Source organism: Nocardia sp. NPDC049707 (assembly GCF_040674855.1).
Classification (GTDB): Bacteria; Actinomycetota; Actinomycetes; order Mycobacteriales; family Mycobacteriaceae; genus Nocardia.
This window is the reverse complement of sequence record NZ_JBFANN010000067.1, coordinates 1-16,318: the sequence shown is the minus strand read 5'-3', so window position 1 is coordinate 16,318 and position 16,318 is coordinate 1. Positions and strand designations below refer to the sequence as shown.

General features: G+C 64.6%; 17 protein-coding genes. 8 read left to right on the top strand and 9 right to left on the bottom strand.

The window, feature by feature from the left end; translation table 11 throughout:
• Nucleotides 1-46: 46 nt before the first annotated feature.
• Together AB0J29_RS34640 and AB0J29_RS34635 are read left to right on the top strand one after the other, a co-directional pair.
• Entirely contained in the window at nt 47-256 is a 210-nt protein-coding gene (locus AB0J29_RS34640; protein WP_364795016.1) for a type II toxin-antitoxin system VapB family antitoxin, read from the top strand.
• Nucleotides 253-693, top strand: a complete 441-nt coding sequence (locus tag AB0J29_RS34635) for a PIN domain nuclease (protein ID WP_364795015.1) — start codon at nt 253-255, stop codon at nt 691-693. The genes AB0J29_RS34640 and AB0J29_RS34635 overlap by 4 nt, the downstream gene beginning before the upstream one ends.
• Before the next feature lie 121 nt (nt 694-814).
• Here AB0J29_RS34635 and AB0J29_RS34630 read toward each other — a convergent pair whose 3' ends face one another.
• The gene (locus tag AB0J29_RS34630; protein ID WP_364795013.1) at nt 815-1,255 is read right to left on the bottom strand and encodes a type II toxin-antitoxin system VapC family toxin; all 441 of its coding nucleotides are present in this window, start codon (nt 1,253-1,255) and stop codon (nt 815-817) included.
• Nucleotides 1,252-1,521 carry a type II toxin-antitoxin system prevent-host-death family antitoxin gene (locus AB0J29_RS34625; protein ID WP_364795012.1) on the bottom strand — a complete coding sequence of 90 codons (270 nt, stop codon included), beginning with the start codon at nt 1,519-1,521 and terminating at the stop codon, nt 1,252-1,254. Before AB0J29_RS34625 ends, AB0J29_RS34630 begins: the two co-directional genes overlap by 4 nt.
• A gap of 812 nt (nt 1,522-2,333) precedes the next feature.
• Here AB0J29_RS34625 and AB0J29_RS34620 point away from each other — a divergent pair.
• Entirely contained in the window at nt 2,334-2,822 is a 489-nt protein-coding gene (locus AB0J29_RS34620; protein ID WP_364795010.1) for a hypothetical protein, read from the top strand.
• 181 nt (nt 2,823-3,003) lie between these two features.
• Here the strand turns inward: AB0J29_RS34620 and AB0J29_RS34615 are convergent, their stop codons facing one another.
• The gene (locus AB0J29_RS34615; RefSeq protein ID WP_364795008.1) at nt 3,004-4,281 is read right to left on the bottom strand and encodes a glycosyltransferase 87 family protein; all 1,278 of its coding nucleotides are present in this window, start codon (nt 4,279-4,281) and stop codon (nt 3,004-3,006) included.
• A gap of 534 nt (nt 4,282-4,815) precedes the next feature.
• Here AB0J29_RS34615 and AB0J29_RS34610 point away from each other — a divergent pair.
• The 4 genes from AB0J29_RS34610 to AB0J29_RS34595 all read left to right on the top strand — a co-directional run bounded on the left by AB0J29_RS34610 (nt 4,816) and on the right by AB0J29_RS34595 (nt 6,695).
• A complete protein-coding gene (locus AB0J29_RS34610) occupies nt 4,816-5,337 on the top strand; it encodes a helix-turn-helix domain-containing protein (protein ID WP_364795006.1) in 522 nt (173 codons plus the stop codon).
• Between the two features lie 66 nt (nt 5,338-5,403).
• Entirely contained in the window at nt 5,404-5,922 is a 519-nt protein-coding gene (locus AB0J29_RS34605; protein WP_364795004.1) for a PIN domain-containing protein, read from the top strand.
• Nucleotides 5,923-5,984: 62 nt separating this feature from the next.
• Nucleotides 5,985-6,128 (top strand): hypothetical protein, encoded by a 144-nt coding sequence (locus AB0J29_RS34600; RefSeq protein ID WP_364795002.1) that lies wholly within the window; start codon nt 5,985-5,987, stop codon nt 6,126-6,128.
• A 36-nt stretch (nt 6,129-6,164) separates the two neighbouring features.
• On the top strand, nt 6,165-6,695 hold the full coding sequence (locus tag AB0J29_RS34595) for a CYTH domain-containing protein (RefSeq protein ID WP_364795000.1): 531 nt from the start codon (nt 6,165-6,167) through the stop codon (nt 6,693-6,695).
• Between the two features lie 159 nt (nt 6,696-6,854).
• Here AB0J29_RS34595 and AB0J29_RS34590 read toward each other — a convergent pair whose 3' ends face one another.
• The 6 genes from AB0J29_RS34590 to AB0J29_RS34565 form a co-directional block, all read right to left on the bottom strand.
• Nucleotides 6,855-8,795: an acetoacetate--CoA ligase gene (locus AB0J29_RS34590; protein WP_364794998.1), complete on the bottom strand. Its 1,941-nt coding sequence runs from the start codon at nt 8,793-8,795 to the stop codon at nt 6,855-6,857.
• A 31-nt stretch (nt 8,796-8,826) separates the two neighbouring features.
• Nucleotides 8,827-9,639 (bottom strand): CoA ester lyase, encoded by an 813-nt coding sequence (locus AB0J29_RS34585; RefSeq protein ID WP_364794996.1) that lies wholly within the window; start codon nt 9,637-9,639, stop codon nt 8,827-8,829.
• Nucleotides 9,636-10,130 (bottom strand): MaoC family dehydratase, encoded by a 495-nt coding sequence (locus tag AB0J29_RS34580; protein WP_364493665.1) that lies wholly within the window; start codon nt 10,128-10,130, stop codon nt 9,636-9,638. Before AB0J29_RS34580 ends, AB0J29_RS34585 begins: the two co-directional genes overlap by 4 nt.
• A complete protein-coding gene (locus AB0J29_RS34575; protein WP_364794995.1) occupies nt 10,127-11,287 on the bottom strand; it encodes an acyl-CoA dehydrogenase family protein in 1,161 nt (386 codons plus the stop codon). Before AB0J29_RS34575 ends, AB0J29_RS34580 begins: the two co-directional genes overlap by 4 nt.
• Complete coding sequence (locus AB0J29_RS34570) at nt 11,284-13,317, bottom strand: biotin carboxylase N-terminal domain-containing protein (protein WP_364794993.1); 2,034 nt, start codon at nt 13,315-13,317, stop codon at nt 11,284-11,286. The genes AB0J29_RS34575 and AB0J29_RS34570 overlap by 4 nt, the downstream gene beginning before the upstream one ends.
• Nucleotides 13,318-13,534: 217 nt before the next feature.
• Entirely contained in the window at nt 13,535-15,136 is a 1,602-nt protein-coding gene (locus tag AB0J29_RS34565; protein WP_364794992.1) for a carboxyl transferase domain-containing protein, read from the bottom strand.
• 93 nt (nt 15,137-15,229) lie between these two features.
• Between AB0J29_RS34565 and AB0J29_RS34560 the strand changes: the two genes are divergently transcribed.
• Nucleotides 15,230-15,838 carry a TetR/AcrR family transcriptional regulator gene (locus AB0J29_RS34560; protein WP_364794990.1) on the top strand — a complete coding sequence of 203 codons (609 nt, stop codon included), beginning with the start codon at nt 15,230-15,232 and terminating at the stop codon, nt 15,836-15,838.
• Nucleotides 15,839-16,318: the final 480 nt, after the last annotated feature.

The window sequence follows — 16,318 nt, the reverse complement described above, 5'->3', positions numbered from 1 at the left end:
GAGGTCGTATTGCTGTGAATATCTCCCGGAATATATTCTTGGGTATATGAAGACGATGATCGATGTGAACGATGAAGCTCTAGCCTTGGCGGCCAAGGAATTGGGCACAACCACCAAGAAGGACACAGTGAACGCGGCCTTGGAGTTCGTTGCGGAACGCAGGCGCCGAATCGACCAGGCTCTGAACGATCCGTATGGATTCGGCGTGGGGCCTGATATCGGTGACACCGAGGTCATGGACCAGGCTCGCCGGTGACCGAAGCTACTCCCCTCCGACTGCACCTCATCGATACCTCTGCGAGCGCTCGACTCAGGCACGAGGTAGTGCGCGTCGTGCTGGCCGGCCTCATCGCCGATCGTGCCGCGGCGACCTGTGTCACTGTCGACTTGGAAGCAGGCTACTCGGGCCGCAATCTTGCTGACGTGCAGAACATTTCGCAACGCCGTCGCAGTCTTTACGTCAACCTCCCCATCAACGAAACCATTGCCGACCGTGCGCGCGAGGTCCAGCAATTGATGGCGCGCAAAAGCCAGCATCGGGCCGCCGGCATCGTCGATCTGCTGACGGCGGCAGTCGCCGAGTTCCATGGCGCGGTACTGGTGCATTACGACGCCGACTTCGAGCACATTGCCGCTGTCACCAGACAACCGCATGTTTGGGTCGTGCCGCAAGGCAGCCTCGACAACACGTGAGTAGTGCTGTCCGTACTCATGCCGCCATGGCATCGACACTCCCGACCGCACCAGCAGTCCAGGTCGGTTTGATTTGCGCATGTGGGCGAGCTCGGGTCCGTTTCGGCGTCAGCGCTCGGGTTCAGGCGGTCTCGTCGGGCGCATTGGTGTCGAAGGTGGCCAACCCCAACGATTTCCATGCATCGAGGAGGCGCTTGTCGCCCGATGCGACGACAAGATCGTTGTCCTCCAACTGTTCGGCGGAAGCGCAGTGCACAGCGTCGTACCCGCGCAGCGCGAGGAGGTCGGTGAGTTCGGCCGCGCGCCGGACCAGTGCCTCATCGACCTCGGTGATCTCGAGCTGTGGCCAGAGCTGGTCCAGCAGCCGTCGGCACGACGCGTACGCCTGGTCGTCCAGGCGCGCCATACGATGCGCCTGCGCGAGTGCGGCCGCGGTTTCCACATACAGCATTCTGCTCGACACCACGGCGTCGGCGTCATCCCAGAATCGGCGGCATGCCTTGCTGCTCGGCTCCCTGACCAGCAGCGGGACGAAGGCCGACGTGTCGAGATAGCCGATCACCGACGCTGCTCTTCGATGAGTTCGCTGACCATGCCCTCTCCATGGATCGGCTCGGGCGAGGGCTGCTTCTTCTTGCGAGCGGGCTGCACACGCCCTTCGGCGCGAAGTTGCTCCAGCCGTGTCGGCCGTCCGACGGGCACGATGCGGGCAATCGGTCGCCCGTGGTCTGTGACTGTCACCGAATGTCCGGACCGGACCTCGCTCAGATGGCGACTGAGGTTATCGCGTAGTTCCCGGATGCCGATGTCCACGCTGCTCTCCCTCATATGGCTATTTTTCTGAATTCCATTATAGCCACATTGCCTATGAGTGCTCCGTCATCCCAGGCTCAGCGTCTGTGTCGGAGCGTGGTGCTGGGGAGCAGCAGGGCGAAGACGATGGCGTTGGCGGCTGCGGCCCACTGGCGGCCCGCGTCGTGGGCCGTCGTTGTCGCTGACGCCCTGTGCTGGTTCGGAGCCTCACCTACGCTGGCCACACGATGGTCGCATCTTCCCGACTGGGGCCAGATGCTGATCCGAGCCCTGATCTACCGGATCGCTACCGACGAGCAGCGGTCGGTCCTACTGCGTGGACCTCGGACCGAATCGCCGCATACCAGCCCGTGGTCGACCTGGCCATCGCCCATTCCGAACACGATCGATGACACCATCACAGCTCCACGGGGCCGTGACACCCTCTTTTGATCACATCCCTCCAGATACGGATCATGAGTGGCGTGGATGTGATTGTCGAGGATCCTGCGCGGGTGGGGTTTACCGTATTGCGAGATGGCCGAGAGTTGGCGTGGGCGGAGTGGGGCCCGGCGGACGGGACACCGGTTCTGTTCTGCGCTGGGGCGGGATGGGGGCGGTGGCTGGGATTCGGCTCGGACGTGCTGGCTGAGTTGGGAGTGAGGCTTGTGTCAGCGGAGCGGCCTGGTCTGGGGAATTCCACGTGGGCACCTGGGCGTACACTGCTGGACTGGGTCGATGACGTGCGGCAACTCGGTTTCACAGAGCCTGCGGTCGTCGGATTTTCCCAGGGGGCGCCGTTCGCTCTTGCCTGTGCCGCGCAGGGGTTGACTTCGGAAGTAGCGATCGTGTCCGGGGGTGATGAGCTCGCTCATCCGGGATTGGGCCTGTCGCCCGAGGTGCGACGATTGGTCGACCTGGTGGCCGCCGACCCCGCCGGTGCCGAAACCGAATTCGCACGGTTCGGCAGTGCTGAGACATTGTGGCGGCTGAGCATCGAGGGCAGTCCCGATGTGGACCGTGAGATCTATCTGCAACCACGGTTCGCGAAGGCGTTCCGCCGCGCTCTGGACGCCGGATTCGCCCAGGGCTCGGCAGGCTATGCGCGCGACACCGTCTTGCACTTCGCGCGCTGGCCGTTCCGGGTTGAGGATCTCACCAGCCGCGTGCATCTGTGGTACGGCGGCCGAGACAGCAACCCCACTCACTCTCCGGACCACGGGGCCACCCTCGCTGCTCGAATCCCGAATGTCATCCGGCACTATATGCCTGAGGTCGGCGGCGCACTGCTGTGGACAAACGCGCGCGAAATCCTGGCCGACCTCCTTCCACGATGACAGCTCCCAGACATTCTGGGGGAGAGATCTTTTCGAGTAGTCGGTATGCGGCCCGACGATCGGCAGAACATCTCATGTGGTTGTTCCGTTGAGGTGTTCCGCAAACAGAGATTCACTGAGCCGTTCGCCAGATAGTCGAGGCAGGCCCGAGTGGAGCGAAAACTCGTGCCCCTGTGGCGGTTCAAGGACTCGAGACCGGAGCCTGTACGTCAATGGCGCTCGAGGCTTGGCGAGACCGCCCGTAAACGAGGACAGCGATCACCACCACGAGATAGACCGCTGGCGGGACACCGCAAACGACAGCCCGTGACCATTGCGGCATCTGTTGCACGGCGGCAGTCATCGCCGGGATGTAACTCGGTGCGTCGGTGAGGCCGAGCCGTTCGATCTCGGCAAAAATTCTGGTGGTGAACCACATCGACACAGCCGCCCCGCCCGCCGCCATAGCCAGCGCCGGACCGAGCCGGATACGGGAGCGCTCACGAATCGTGTAGTGCAGGAGCAGAGTCAGCAGCGGCACGAACCACACCCAGTGGTGGCTCCACGCCAATGGCGGGATCACGCAGCCGATCAGCCCCGTCACGATCAGCCCGAGCAGCCCCTCCCGCAATCGGTAGGCCACCCATGCGGCAGCGAAGCCGAGTGCGGCCGCGATCGCTACGCACAGCAGCCAAACCCACGTCGGTACCGTGCTCGGCGCCCAGACATTCGCCAGAACCCCGTTGATCGAGTGGTTACCCGGATGAGTCACCGGCCCGATCCGATTCACGTCACGCACCGCGTGCAACCAGTAATCACCAGAGTCGATCGGCACCACCAACCACGCAAACAGCACAGTGCCAGCTGTGGTCACCACTGCCGCGGTTGCCGCACGCCACTGCCGCGTAATAACCAGATATGGAACGAACACGATCGCAGTCAATTTCACGCCCGTCGCCACCCCGACCGACCAGCCCCGCAAACGAGCTGACGCAGGACGCGTCAAGTCCCACACGATGATCGCCATCAGCACCAGATTCACCTGCCCCTGCCACAACGTCCCGCGCACCGCCTCGACATCCACCGCGATCGCCGACAAACCCAGGCAGAACACCGCCAGACGCACATCGCCGCGATAGCCGAGCACACGCCAGCACCGCCAGACAGTGACCCACAAGGCGAAATACGAGACCGCGAACCAAACGATCTTCGCGATCCCGAACGAGACCAGCGCCAGCGGAATGAAACACAACGCCGCGAATGGCGGGTAGGTGAACCAACCACCCGGCGGAACAGGCGCCGCGTACAGCGGATCCAGATGCAACACCTGGAACGCGCCGCTGCGGTAGATCTCCAGATCACCCTGGTTGACCAATAGCCCGAACTGCGGTGCGGCCCGCAACGGAACCAACACAGCCTGCACGATCAGTGCGCCCACGCCGCCGATGAGTGCAAGCACCGCCCACCGAGTCGAAACCACAACCTCATTTATGCCGTCACCGCGCAAGCCTCACCCCCAGAACTCGACCAAACTGCAACGCCGAGGACGAACGCTAGCAATCACGGCCCAGCGCCCGCAGCCATACCTGGGGTAGGTCGCGAAAGAATTCTCGATCTGTCTTCTGGTGAGCCGATAGGCGGCACGCCCGCCGGTTCAGTTGTTGGCCGGAGGGCGGATGGCGGCGTACCACCGGCATCGGCTCATCATCGACGAGTGGTATGGGAATTGCCCGGTGAGTTTCACGGCTGATGCCGAACTCCTTGGCCAGCAACGACTTCGACTCACCCGCTGCGGCACTCTCGCGCAGCTGGCCGCGCGAGTGAGGGCCGGTAATGCGGGTCGGCTATATCCGGGGTACCTCGAACAGGCAGGTTTCGAACGCGAGGGCGGACCCAATCGTGCGTTTTGGGTGTTGTCAAAACCTAGCTAGCACGGGAGGCTTTATTCGAAGCATTCGAAACATCTTGTGTAGTTTTCGCTTGGTTGGCAGGAGGGATGGATATCATGACCGCGATGGCGATCGAGGAGCGGACGTTCCTGCCGCAGCGGCAGCCTGAGCAGTTGGCACCGGTGCTCGACTTCCTGACCGCGCACGCACAGCGACGAGGAACGCAGGCTGAGCCCAGCTACGCGCTGGTCGGTGCAGGCGGCGGGGAACGTATCGAGCTGCCCCAGGAAGTGCACGAGGCGTTGGTGCAGGTAGTGGCAGCAATGCAGGCTGGCAAAGCGGTCACGGTCGCGCCGCACAGCATGAGCTTGACCACGCAGCAGGCCGCCGACTTGTTGGGCGTCAGTCGCCCTACTGTGGTCAAGCTGATCGAAAACGAACAGCTGCCTGCAGAGCGAGTCGGCAACCGGCGACGGGTACGGTTGCACGACGTCCTGAGCTATCGAGAAGAACACCGGCAGCGCCAGTACGCAGTACTTGCCGCGACCAGCGTCGACATCGACGACACCGACGATCCCGAAGTGGTTCGCCAGCGCTTGAAGGAAGCCCGCCGTGCTATGGCAGCGCGACGAAAGGCCAAGGGCTGACACAATCGTCGCTTGTTTGCCGTCGTTCTCGATACTTGCGTGCTGTGGCCGAGTCTGTAGCGAGATTTGCTGCTCTCGCTGGCGATCGAGACGCTATATCGGCCGCTATGGTCGGACTTGATCCTCGGGGAACTCGAGTACCACGAAGCTCTCAAACTCGTTGAGAGAGGCGAAGATCAGGCACCCGCTGAGGCGAAGGCCGCACGATTGGTGGAGCAGATGCGCTCTGTATTCGCTGATGCCCTCGTGGAGAACTGGGAACCCCACGAGGGCACCTTCGGGCTTCCCGATCGTAACGACGAGCATGTGCTTGCCGCTGCAGTCGTTGGTGGAGCTGGAGGAATCGTCACCGACAACGTCAAGGACTTCCCAAAAGCCGAAGTGCCCAATCACATTCGAGTGATCAAGCCCGCTGATTTCGCGGCCGATACTGTTGCCACGAACCCCGAGATCGCGCTGCACGCTGTACGGACCATCAGCGAGCGGTTCCATAATCCGCCGAAATCGGTCGACGAGCTGCTGACCAACCTGGAGAAGCGGTATGGGATGACCGAAGCGGTCGATCTCATGCGCAGCGTGTCGTAGCCCGACGTACAGCTCCGATCGCTCTGATCGTTTCCGATACGTCCGGCTGTACTACGACCAGGTTGGCGTTTCAGGTCGGCGTATGCATCCAGCGTATGGACCTGTGCCTGCCGATCGCCGAGTTCCTGACCAGCCCGCTGCGCGGCGAGATCCTTGCCTTGCGTAATGCCGAGTACCGCCGGCTCACCACCCGGCGGGCCGGATAACGTCAACTCATCGACCGACCCCGGAAGGACGGCCCCATGCCCATTGAGCACGAAGCCAAAGTACTCGATATCGATCCCGACACCATCGAACAGCGCATCCTGGACAAAGGCGGGCGCAAGCTCGGCGAACAACTCATGCGCCGCTACGTCTACGACATCGCACCCGGCGTCGACCGCAAGTGGATCAGGCTGCGCGACAACGGGAATGAAACCACGCTGGCGGTCAAGGAGATCACCAGCGACGCCATCGACGGCACCCACGAAGTAGAAGTGACCGTCGACGACTTCGCCACCACCAACGCCCTGCTCGAAATGCTGGGCTTCACCGCGAAGTCCTACCAGGAAAACACACGGGCCAGCTTCACACTCGACGGCGCGCAACTCGAGATCGACACGTGGCCGCAGATCCCGCCGTACCTGGAGATCGAGGCGGCTACGAAGGAGGATGTGATCAGGGCCGCCGAACTTCTCGGCTACACCGAACCCGACCTCACCGGCGAGAACACGATCAAGATCTACGCACACCACGGCATCGACCTCAACACCATTCGCGAACTTCGGTTCTGAGCAAAGTCGTTCGACACCGTCACTCCGAGTGCCGCAGCGGCAGAAATGCTGTGGTGGCGAAAGAAGCCGAACAACCGAGTTGTCCAGATATCGTGAGCGGCTCATGCTCACCGAGAGCAGGAGCCGTGCTGATGTTCTTCGTGCCCGATGACCGCCGGTTCAGTTCCGAGTGGGGCGGATGGCGGCGTACCAGTCGAGTAGTTCGGGATTGTCCACGGCGCTGCGTTCGACGACTCGGGTCGGATCCGCGCCCTGGAAGAGCTTCTTGATGGGGACCTCGAGTTTCTTGCCGGTGCGGGTGTGCGGAATGCCGGGGGCGACGATGATTTCGTCGGGGACGTGGCGGGGGGAGACCTCGGTGCGGATGGTGGTGTTGATGCGGGTTTTCAACTCGTCGGTGAGGTCGGTGCCGGGAGTAAGGGTGACGAACAGCGGCATCCAGTAGCCGCCGTCGGGTTGTTCGGCGCCGATGACCAGGGCCTCGGTGATTTCGGGGAGGCGCTCGACCGATTGGTAGATATCGGCGCTGCCCATGCGGATGCCGTGCCGGTTGAGGGTGGAGTCCGAGCGGCCGTGCACCACGATGCTGCCGCGTTCGGTGATGGTGATCCAGTCGCCGTGCCGCCAGATGCCGGGGAACATGTCGAAATACGCGTCGTGGTAACGGATTCCGTCCGGATCGCGCCAGAAACGCACAGGCATGGACGGCATGGGTTTGGTGATGACGAGCTCGCCGACCTCGTCGCGGACCGGTTTGCCGTCGGCGTCGAAGGCCTCCAGCGCGACACCCAGGTAGGGCGCGGAGAGCTCACCCGGCCAGGTCGGTACGGTTCGCGCGCCGCCGATGAAGGCGGAGACCACATCGGTGCCGCCACTGATCGAGGCGATCTGGACATGGTCACCGACATTGTCGCCCAACCACATCGCCGATGCGGGTGGCAGTGCCGAACCGGTGATGCCGACCTGCCGCAGCGCGGTGAGATCGTGGTCGGTGCGCGGCACCGCACCCGCCTTGATGCAGGCGAGCACGTAGCCCGGACTGGTGCCGAGGACGGTCGCGCCGACCTGAGATGCGATATGCCACAGCGCATCCGGAGTCGGGTAGGTGGGACTGCCGTCATAGCAGACAATGGTCGCACCGACCAGCAACCCGGCGACCTGGAAGTTCCACATCATCCAGCTCGGGCTGGTGTACCAGAAGAAGGTGTCGTCGGGTCCGATATCAGCTTGCAGCGCAACGGCTTTGAGGTGCTCCAGCAGCACGCCACCGTGCCCGTGCACGATGCCCTTGGGCAGTCCGGTGGTGCCGGAGGAGAAGACGATCCAGAGCGGATGGTCGAAATCGACCGTCTCGGTTTCGATGACAACGGCCGCGGTATCGGTGGCCGCCTCGATCCAGGCCAGTGTGTCCGGAACCGGCAGTCCCAGCTGGGAGACGACGACCGTCGTCTCGACCGTATCGAGCCCGGCTCGCAGCGCTGCGATATCGTCGCGCTTGTCATGCGCCTTGCCGCCGAACCGGTAGCCGTCGGCGGTGATCAGCACGGTGGGCTCGAGCTGGCCGAGCCGGTCCAATGCGGCCTTGGGCGAATAGTCCTGACCGCAGGCGCTCCACACCGCACCGATGCTCGCGGTGGCCAGAAAGGCGATGACCGCCTCCGGAATATTCGGCAGGTATCCGGCCACTCGATCACCCGGCCGCACGCCGAGCGAGCGCAGTGTACGCGCGAATGCCGCAGTGCTGTCGATCAATTCGCTCCAGGACACCTCGCGCACCGGAGCGTCCTCGGTTACCGCGATGATGGCGGGCCGATCGGTGCGCGACTGCCGTACGACCTGATCGACATAGTTCAGCCGGGTATCCGGAAACCACTGCGCGCTAGGCATTTCGGCGCTCGCCAGCACCTCGCCCGCGATCGGGCCCAGCTCGAAGTAATCCCACAGCGCCGCCCAGAAGCCCGGCAGATCGTCGACCGACCACTGCCACAGCGACCGGTAATCGGGTACGGACTTTCCGGTGCGCGCGGCCACGAACCGGGCGAAGTCGGTGATGCGCGCCTTCGCGATATCTGATTCGGTCGGCACCCATTGTGGTTGCACCGCATTACCTCCTGGGGAGAATCTTCGGAAATCAGGTGTGATTCGCGCGTCGTACGATCTGCTCGGCATGCCGTAGCACCGGGGCATCGACCATCCGGCCCTCGAATGCGAACACGCCCCGGTGCTTCGGGACCTCATCGAGCACCCGGCGGGCCCAATCGATTTCGTCCTCCGACGGCGCGTATGCCGCCCGAATGACCGGCACCTGGCTCGGATGGATCGCCACCTTGGCGTCGAAGCCGACCGCGACCGCGTCCAGTGCTTCGGCGCGCAATCCGTCGAGATCGCGGATGTTCAGATACACCGAATCGAGCGCGAACTTGCCGTACGCTTTGGCCGCGAGCAGCGTGGTCGACCGAACATGGCGTGCCACATCGCGATAGCTGCCATCGGCATGCCGACTGGAGTTGCCGCCGAGTCCGGCGACCAGATCCTCCGCACCCCACATGACTCCGATCGCATTGCGCGCCAATACCGCTCGCCCGACCGCCATGGCGCCGAGCGGCGATTCGATCAGTGCGATCACCTCGTAGTCGGCGAGTGCGCCGAGCTGTTCGGCGGATTCGGCCTTCGGCAGCATGAGCCGCCGATACTCGGTCCGCGCCAGGGCCGCGAGATCCAGCTTGTGCTCATCGGTGCCGACGGCATTGATCCGCACCACGGTGGTCTCGGGATCGAGCGGGGTCTCGATGAGCGCCTTGCGCGCCGCCGCCTTATCTGCGGACGCGACGCCGTCTTCGAGATCGATGATCACCACATCGGCTGCCGCGGCGGCCTTTTCGAAGCGATCGGGGCGGTCGGCCGGGCAGAACAGCCAGGCCGGTCCGGGCATGTGCCAACTCATGCTGACTTCGGTTCCTTGCGTACCAGCGTCTTGCGTACCGCTGTGGCCACGATATCGCCGTGTTGATTGCGGGCCGTATGGGAAAAGGTGACTATGCCCTCGCCGGGACGGCTCTTCGATTCGCGCTTGTCGGTGACCACGGTTTCGGCGTACATGGTGTCGCCGTGGAATAGCGGCTTCGGGAAGGCGATCTCGGAAAAGCCCAAGTTGGCGACGATCGTGCCCTGGGTCAGCTGCGCGACCGAGAGACCGACCAGAGTAGAGAGGGTGAACATCGAATTCACCAGGCGCTGGTGGAACGGCGGCAGCTGATCGCTGAAGGCCGCGTCCAGGTGTAGTGCCTGGGTATTCATGGTCAACGTGGTGAACAGGACGTTATCGGCCTCGGTAATCGTTCGGCCCGGCCGGTGCTCGTACACCACCCCGGTCTCGAACTCCTCGAACCACAGGCCGCGCTGCACCACCCGGCGTGGGGCGTCCGTCTCGGTCATAGGCCCAGCTCCCGTCCGATCAGCATCAACTGCACCTCCGTCGTGCCCTCGCCGATCTCCAGGATCTTGCTGTCGCGATAGTGCCTGGCCACCGCGTATTCGTTCATGAAGCCGTAGCCGCCGAAGATCTGGGTGGCATCGCGGGCATTGTCCATGGCCGCCTCACTGGCCACCAGCTTCGCGATGGAGGCTTGCTTCTTGAAGGGTTTGCCCGCCAGCATGAGCGCGGCGGCGTCGTAGTAGGCGGTACGCGCGGCGTGGGCGCGCGCCTCCATGCGGGCGATCTTGAAGGCGATGGCCTGATTGCGGCCGATCGTCTGACCGAAGGCCTCGCGTTCCTTGGCGTAACGCACACTCTCGTCGACGCAGCCCTGGGCCGCTCCGACCGACAGTGCCGCGATGGCAATGCGGCCCTCGTCGAGGATGCGCAGGAAGTTGGCATAGCCGCGACCGCGTTCGCCGAGCAGATTCTCTTCGGGCACCCGGACATCGGTGAAGCTCAACGGATGGGTGTCCGAGGCATTCCAGCCGACCTTGTTGTAGGCGGGTTCGGCCACGAAGCCGGGGGTGTCGGTGGGCACGAGGATTGTCGAGATCTCCTTCTTGCCGCCCGACTGCCCGGTCACCGCGGTGACCGTCACCAGTGTGGTGATATCGGTTCCGGAGTTGGTGATGAACTGCTTGCTGCCATTGATGACCCATTCGCCGCTATCGGCGACCGCGGTGGTCCTGGTGCCGCCCGCATCGCTGCCCGCGCCGGGTTCGGTGAGGCCGAAGGCGGCCAGATTGCGGCCACTTGTCAACTGCGGCAGCCATTCCTGCTTCTGCTTATCGTTGCCGAAGCGGTAGATGGGCATGGCGCCCAGCGAAACACCGGCCTCCAGCGTGATCGCCACACTCTGATCGACCTTGCCGAGTTCCTCCAGCGCCAGGCACAGCGCGAAGTAGTCGCCGCCCATGCCGCCGTATTCCTCCGGGAATGGCAGCCCGAACAGACCCATGTCGGCCATGCCCGCGACGACCTCGTACGGAAACGTATGGTTCGCATCGTGTTCGGCGGCTACCGGGGCGACCACCGACTTGGCGAAATCGCGGACGGTCAGTGCGAGGTCGCGGTAGTCCTCGGGCAGGGTGCCGGTGGACAAAAAGTCACTCATGCGGAAATTCCTTCTCGCTCGGCGGTTTCGGGTTCGGTGGGGGTCGCGGCGATGCGCACCAGCGGCTGATCGAGGCGGACCTGCGTGCCCGGTTCGACCAGCACTTCGACGGTGCCCGCCACCGGTGCGGTGAGCGTGTGCTCCATCTTCATGGCCTCGACCACCACGACCGGGGCACCCACGGCGACGGTGGCACCGTTGGCAACCGGCACTGCGATCACCGAACCCGGCATGGGACTGCGGATTTCGGCGTCACCGACGTGTTCGGCACCGCCGCGGACATTCACCTCGGCCACCTCGCGCAGCACCGAGACACCGGACGGCCCGGCCACCCAGAGCTGTCCGTCGTGCTCGGCGACGCGATACTCCCGGCGCAGGCCGTCCAGTGTCACGACGAGCATGCGGTCGATGAAATCGGCAGTGAGCGAGACTGATTCACTGCTGTTGAGGTGCACCTCGGCGGCCTCGGGACAGCCGGTCAGGTAGACGTGCTCGATGCGGTCACCGCTGGCCAGCCTGATGGTGGTCGGCGCGGGTGTGCCGATGCGCCACCCGGACGGGATATCCCACGGATCGCTCGCCGCCGCGGGCCAGCGCCGCAGCCAGTGAAAGGCAGCGGCGGCGATGAACTCGTCGTCCCCGACCGCGGCGGGCTGGAAGTCGCCGACGCGGCGATCCAGCAGTCCGGTATCGAGCTTCCCGGCGGCCACATCCTGGTCGGCCAGCAGGAAGCGCAGGAACTCGATATTGCTGGTGACGCCGAGCAGCACAGTATCGCTCAGTGCCCGATCGAGTTTCGCGAGTGCGGTATGGCGATCGGCGGCATGCACGATGACCTTCGAGAGCATCGGGTCGTAGTCGCTACCGACGACGGTGCCGATGCGCAGGCCCGAATCCACCCGCACGCCGGCGCCTTCGGGCTCGGACAAATCGAGCACCGTGCCACCGGTGGGCAGGAAGCCACGACCGGGGTCCTCGGCATAAACGCGCGCCTCGATCGCATGTCCGACCAGTCGCAGCTCATCCTGGTCCACCGCGAGCTTCTGCCCGGCCGCGATGCGCACCTGGCACTCCACCAGGTCGATCCCGGTGACCAGTTCGGTGACCGGGTGTTCCACCTGCAAGCGGGTATTCATCTCCATGAAGAAGAACTCGTCCGGCCGATCGGCGGACACGATGAATTCGACCGTGCCCGCACCGACATAGTCGACGCTGCGCGCGGTATTGCAGGCAGCCGCACCGATGCGGTCCCTGGTCGCGGCATCCAGCAGCGGCGACGGCGCCTCTTCGACGACCTTCTGATGCCGCCGCTGCAGGCTGCATTCGCGTTCACCGAGGTGGATGACCTGACCGAATTGGTCGGCCAGGATCTGCACCTCGATATGGCGTGGCCGGGTGACGAATCGCTCCAGGAACAGGGTGTCGTCACCGAATGCCGCGGCCGCCTCCCGCCGGGCGCTGGCCAGGGCGGCGGGCAAGGCCGATGGTTCCTCGACCAGCCGCATACCCTTACCGCCGCCACCGGCTGACGGCTTGACGAGGACCGGATAGCCGATATCGGTTGCGGCGTCGATCAATTCGGCGTCGGTGAGACCCGGTCGGGCGATACCGGGGACGACGGGCACATCGAAGGCGGCGACGGTGTTCTTCGCCGCGATCTTGTCACCCATGATCTCGATGGCCCTGGCGGGCGGTCCGAGGAAGACGATGCCCGCCTCGGCCAGCGCGGCAGCGAAAGCGGCGTTCTCGGAAAGGAATCCGTAGCCCGGATGCACGGCCTTGGCACCGGTGCGCACCGCCGCGGCGACGACCTTCTCGATATCGAGATAACTTTCCCGGGCCGGCGCCGGTCCGAGACGCACCGCGGTATCGGCCTCGCGCACGTGCCTGGCCTGCGCATCCGCATCGCTGTAGACCGCGACGGAGCGAATCCCCATGGCGCGCAGGGTGCGGATGACCCGCACCGCGATCTCGCCGCGGTTGGCGACCAGCACGGTATCGAAATCGATGGGATGGGATTTGTTCATCATCGCGCGCTCCTCCGCCTCGCTACGCTCGGCTCCGTCGCGCGCGATGTCGCACTGCGTTTCGCCTGATCACACTCTATTTCCGGCCAGCGCGGATAACGATGGGCGACCGGCACACCACTTGCCGGTCGACATGGTCCCGCAGACCACCGCGGTGGCTGGGCCGAGAGCACTGATTCGCTCATCTCGGAAAGGTATTGGTTCACTCGCTGACGCTCCTTCACATCCGGAAGACGCCGTAGGAAACCGGTTCGAGCGGTGCCTGCGCACACACCGAAAGGGCAAGTCCGAGTATGGTTCTGGTGTCGGCGGGGTCGATGACACCGTCATCCCAGAGCCGTGCGGTCGAGTAGTACGGATTGCCCTGATGTTCGTACTGTTCCCGAATCGGCGCCTTGAATGCCTCCTCGTCCGCGGCCGACCACGGCTGTCCGCTGCTGTCGAGTTGATCTCCGCGCACCGTCGACAGCACCGAGGCGGCCTGCTCCCCGCCCATCACCGAAATTCGCGCATTGGGCCACATCCACAGAAAGCGCGGCGAATACGCGCGCCCGCACATCGAATAGTTGCCCGCGCCATACGATCCGCCGATCACCACGGTGAGCTTCGGTACTCGCGCGCAGGCCACCGCGGTGACCATCTTGGCGCCGTGTTTGGCGATACCACCCGCCTCGTAATCGCGCCCGACCATGAAACCGGTGATGTTCTGCAGGAACAGCAAGGGAATCTTGCGCTTATCGCACAGTTCGATGAAATGCGCGCCCTTCATGGCGGATTCGCTGAACAGCACACCGTTATTGGCGATGATGCCGACCGGATGGCCGTGGATGCGGGCGAATCCGGTGACGAGCGTCTTGCCGTATTCGGCCTTGAATTCGTGGAATCCATTGTCGCCGTTGTCGCCGCCGTCGACCAGCCGGTGGATGACCTCGCGCACGTCATACGGTGTGCGCAGATCGACGGGGACCACGTCGTACAGTTCGGACTCCGGCTTCGCCGTCGCGACGGTCGGCGTCACCTCCCACGGGGCGGCCGGGCGCGGGCCGAGCGTGGCCACGATGCGGCGCACGATGCGCAGCGCGTCCTGGTCATCCTCGGCCAGATGATCGGTGACTCCGGAAGTGCGCGAATGCAATTCGCCACCGCCCAGCTCCTCGGCGGTGACCACCTCCCCGGTCGCGGCCTTCACCAGCGGCGGTCCGCCGAGGAAGATCGTGCCCTGATTGCGCACGATCACCGCCTCGTCGCTCATCGCGGGCACGTACGCACCACCGGCGGTGCAGGAACCGAGTACCGCGGCGATCTGCGGTATGCCCTCGGCGCTCATCGTCGCCTGGTTGTAGAAGATGCGCCCGAAGTGCTCCCGATCCGGGAAGACCTCGTCCTGGCGTGGCAGGAATGCGCCGCCGGAGTCGACGAGATACACACACGGCAATTGGTTCTGCAATGCGACCTCTTGGGCACGCAGATGCTTCTTCACCGTCATCGGGTAATAGGTGCCGCCCTTGACCGTGGCGTCATTGGCCACGATCACGCATTCCCGCCCGGAGATCCGGCCGATGCCGGTGATGATGCCGGCGCCGGGACATTCGTCGTCGTACATGCCGGTCGCGGCCAGCGGCGAGAGTTCGAGGAACGGACTGCCCGGATCGAGCAGCTGATCCACCCGCTGCCGGGGGAGCAGCTTGCCGCGGGCCACATGCCGTTCGCGCGCCTTCGCGGGCCCGCCGAGCGCCGCGGCGGTCAGCCGGGCGCGCAGATCCGCCAGTAGCGCCCCATGTGCCGTGCGATTGTCGACTCCGACCTGTTCGGTCACCGTCATCCCGCCGTCCTGCCATCCAGTTAGTCGCCGATAACTGGAATTCAGGTTAATGTTGATTAACCGAGATGTCCAGATGTACCGAAAGGAGCGGGTGTGACCAGCATCGACCCCGTCGCGCTCACTCGCAGGGAACAGCTGAAACTGCAGCGAAGGGGGCAGCTGCTCGATGCGGGTGCCCGGCTCATCGCCGATCGCGGGTTCTTCGGCATGCGCCTGGACGACCTCGGCGCGGCGGTCGGAATCAGCGGCCCCGCGGTCTACCGGCACTTCCCGAATAAGGAGGCGCTGCTGGTCGAACTGCTCGTCGGGGTCAGTCAGCGGCTGCTCGACGGTGGCAAAGCGGTGGTGGCGCGGACCGGATCGGCGCGCGAGGCGCTGTCCGGGCTGGTCGATTTCCATCTGGACTTCGCGCTCGGCGAGCCCGAACTCATCCGAATCCAGGACCGCGACCTCGAGAATGTGCCGGCCGGCCCCAGGCGCGAACTGCGTCGCACCCAGCGTCAGTACGTCGAGATCTGGGTAGCGGTGCTGCGGCAATTGCATCCGGATCTGCCAGAGGAAACCGCGCGGGTGCAGGCCCACGCGAGCTTCGGCTTGATGAACTCCACGCCGCACAGTGCGACCAACGCCACCGCCACCCGAGCCCGGCCGATACTGCGTCGCATGGCGCTGTCCGCGATGGGCCAGGCTGCGCTGGGTTGATCGATCGCTCGCCCCTTTCCCAGCCCTAACAGAGCGAGTCTTACGAGCGACGTTCGCGGCCCGTCCCGCGTCCGCGCCGCAGGCGCGGCCATCGAACACAGCCGAGCCGTCGAAGCGCGTGCGCCCCCGGACGCGAGTCTCGACACGCGCATCAGGTGCCGAACGATCCGCCATCACCGACCACGACGGAGCGAGTCTTACTTGCGACCTGTTCGCGGCCCGTCTCGCGTCCGAGTCGTCGAAGCGCGTGCGCCGCAGGCGCGAGCCTCGACGGCTTTGCTGCGAGTCGGCACTGCGGCTGGTGGTTGCGTTCGGGGTCAGTTGGGCTGATAGCAGCATTGCTCACTACTCAGCCCCGACGGAGCGAGTCTTACGAGCGACGTTCGCGGCCCGTCTCGCGTCCGAGTCGTCGAAGCGCATGCGCCGCAGGCGCGAGTCTCGACGGCTCGGACGCGAGACAGAAGGGGGCCGCGAACACGC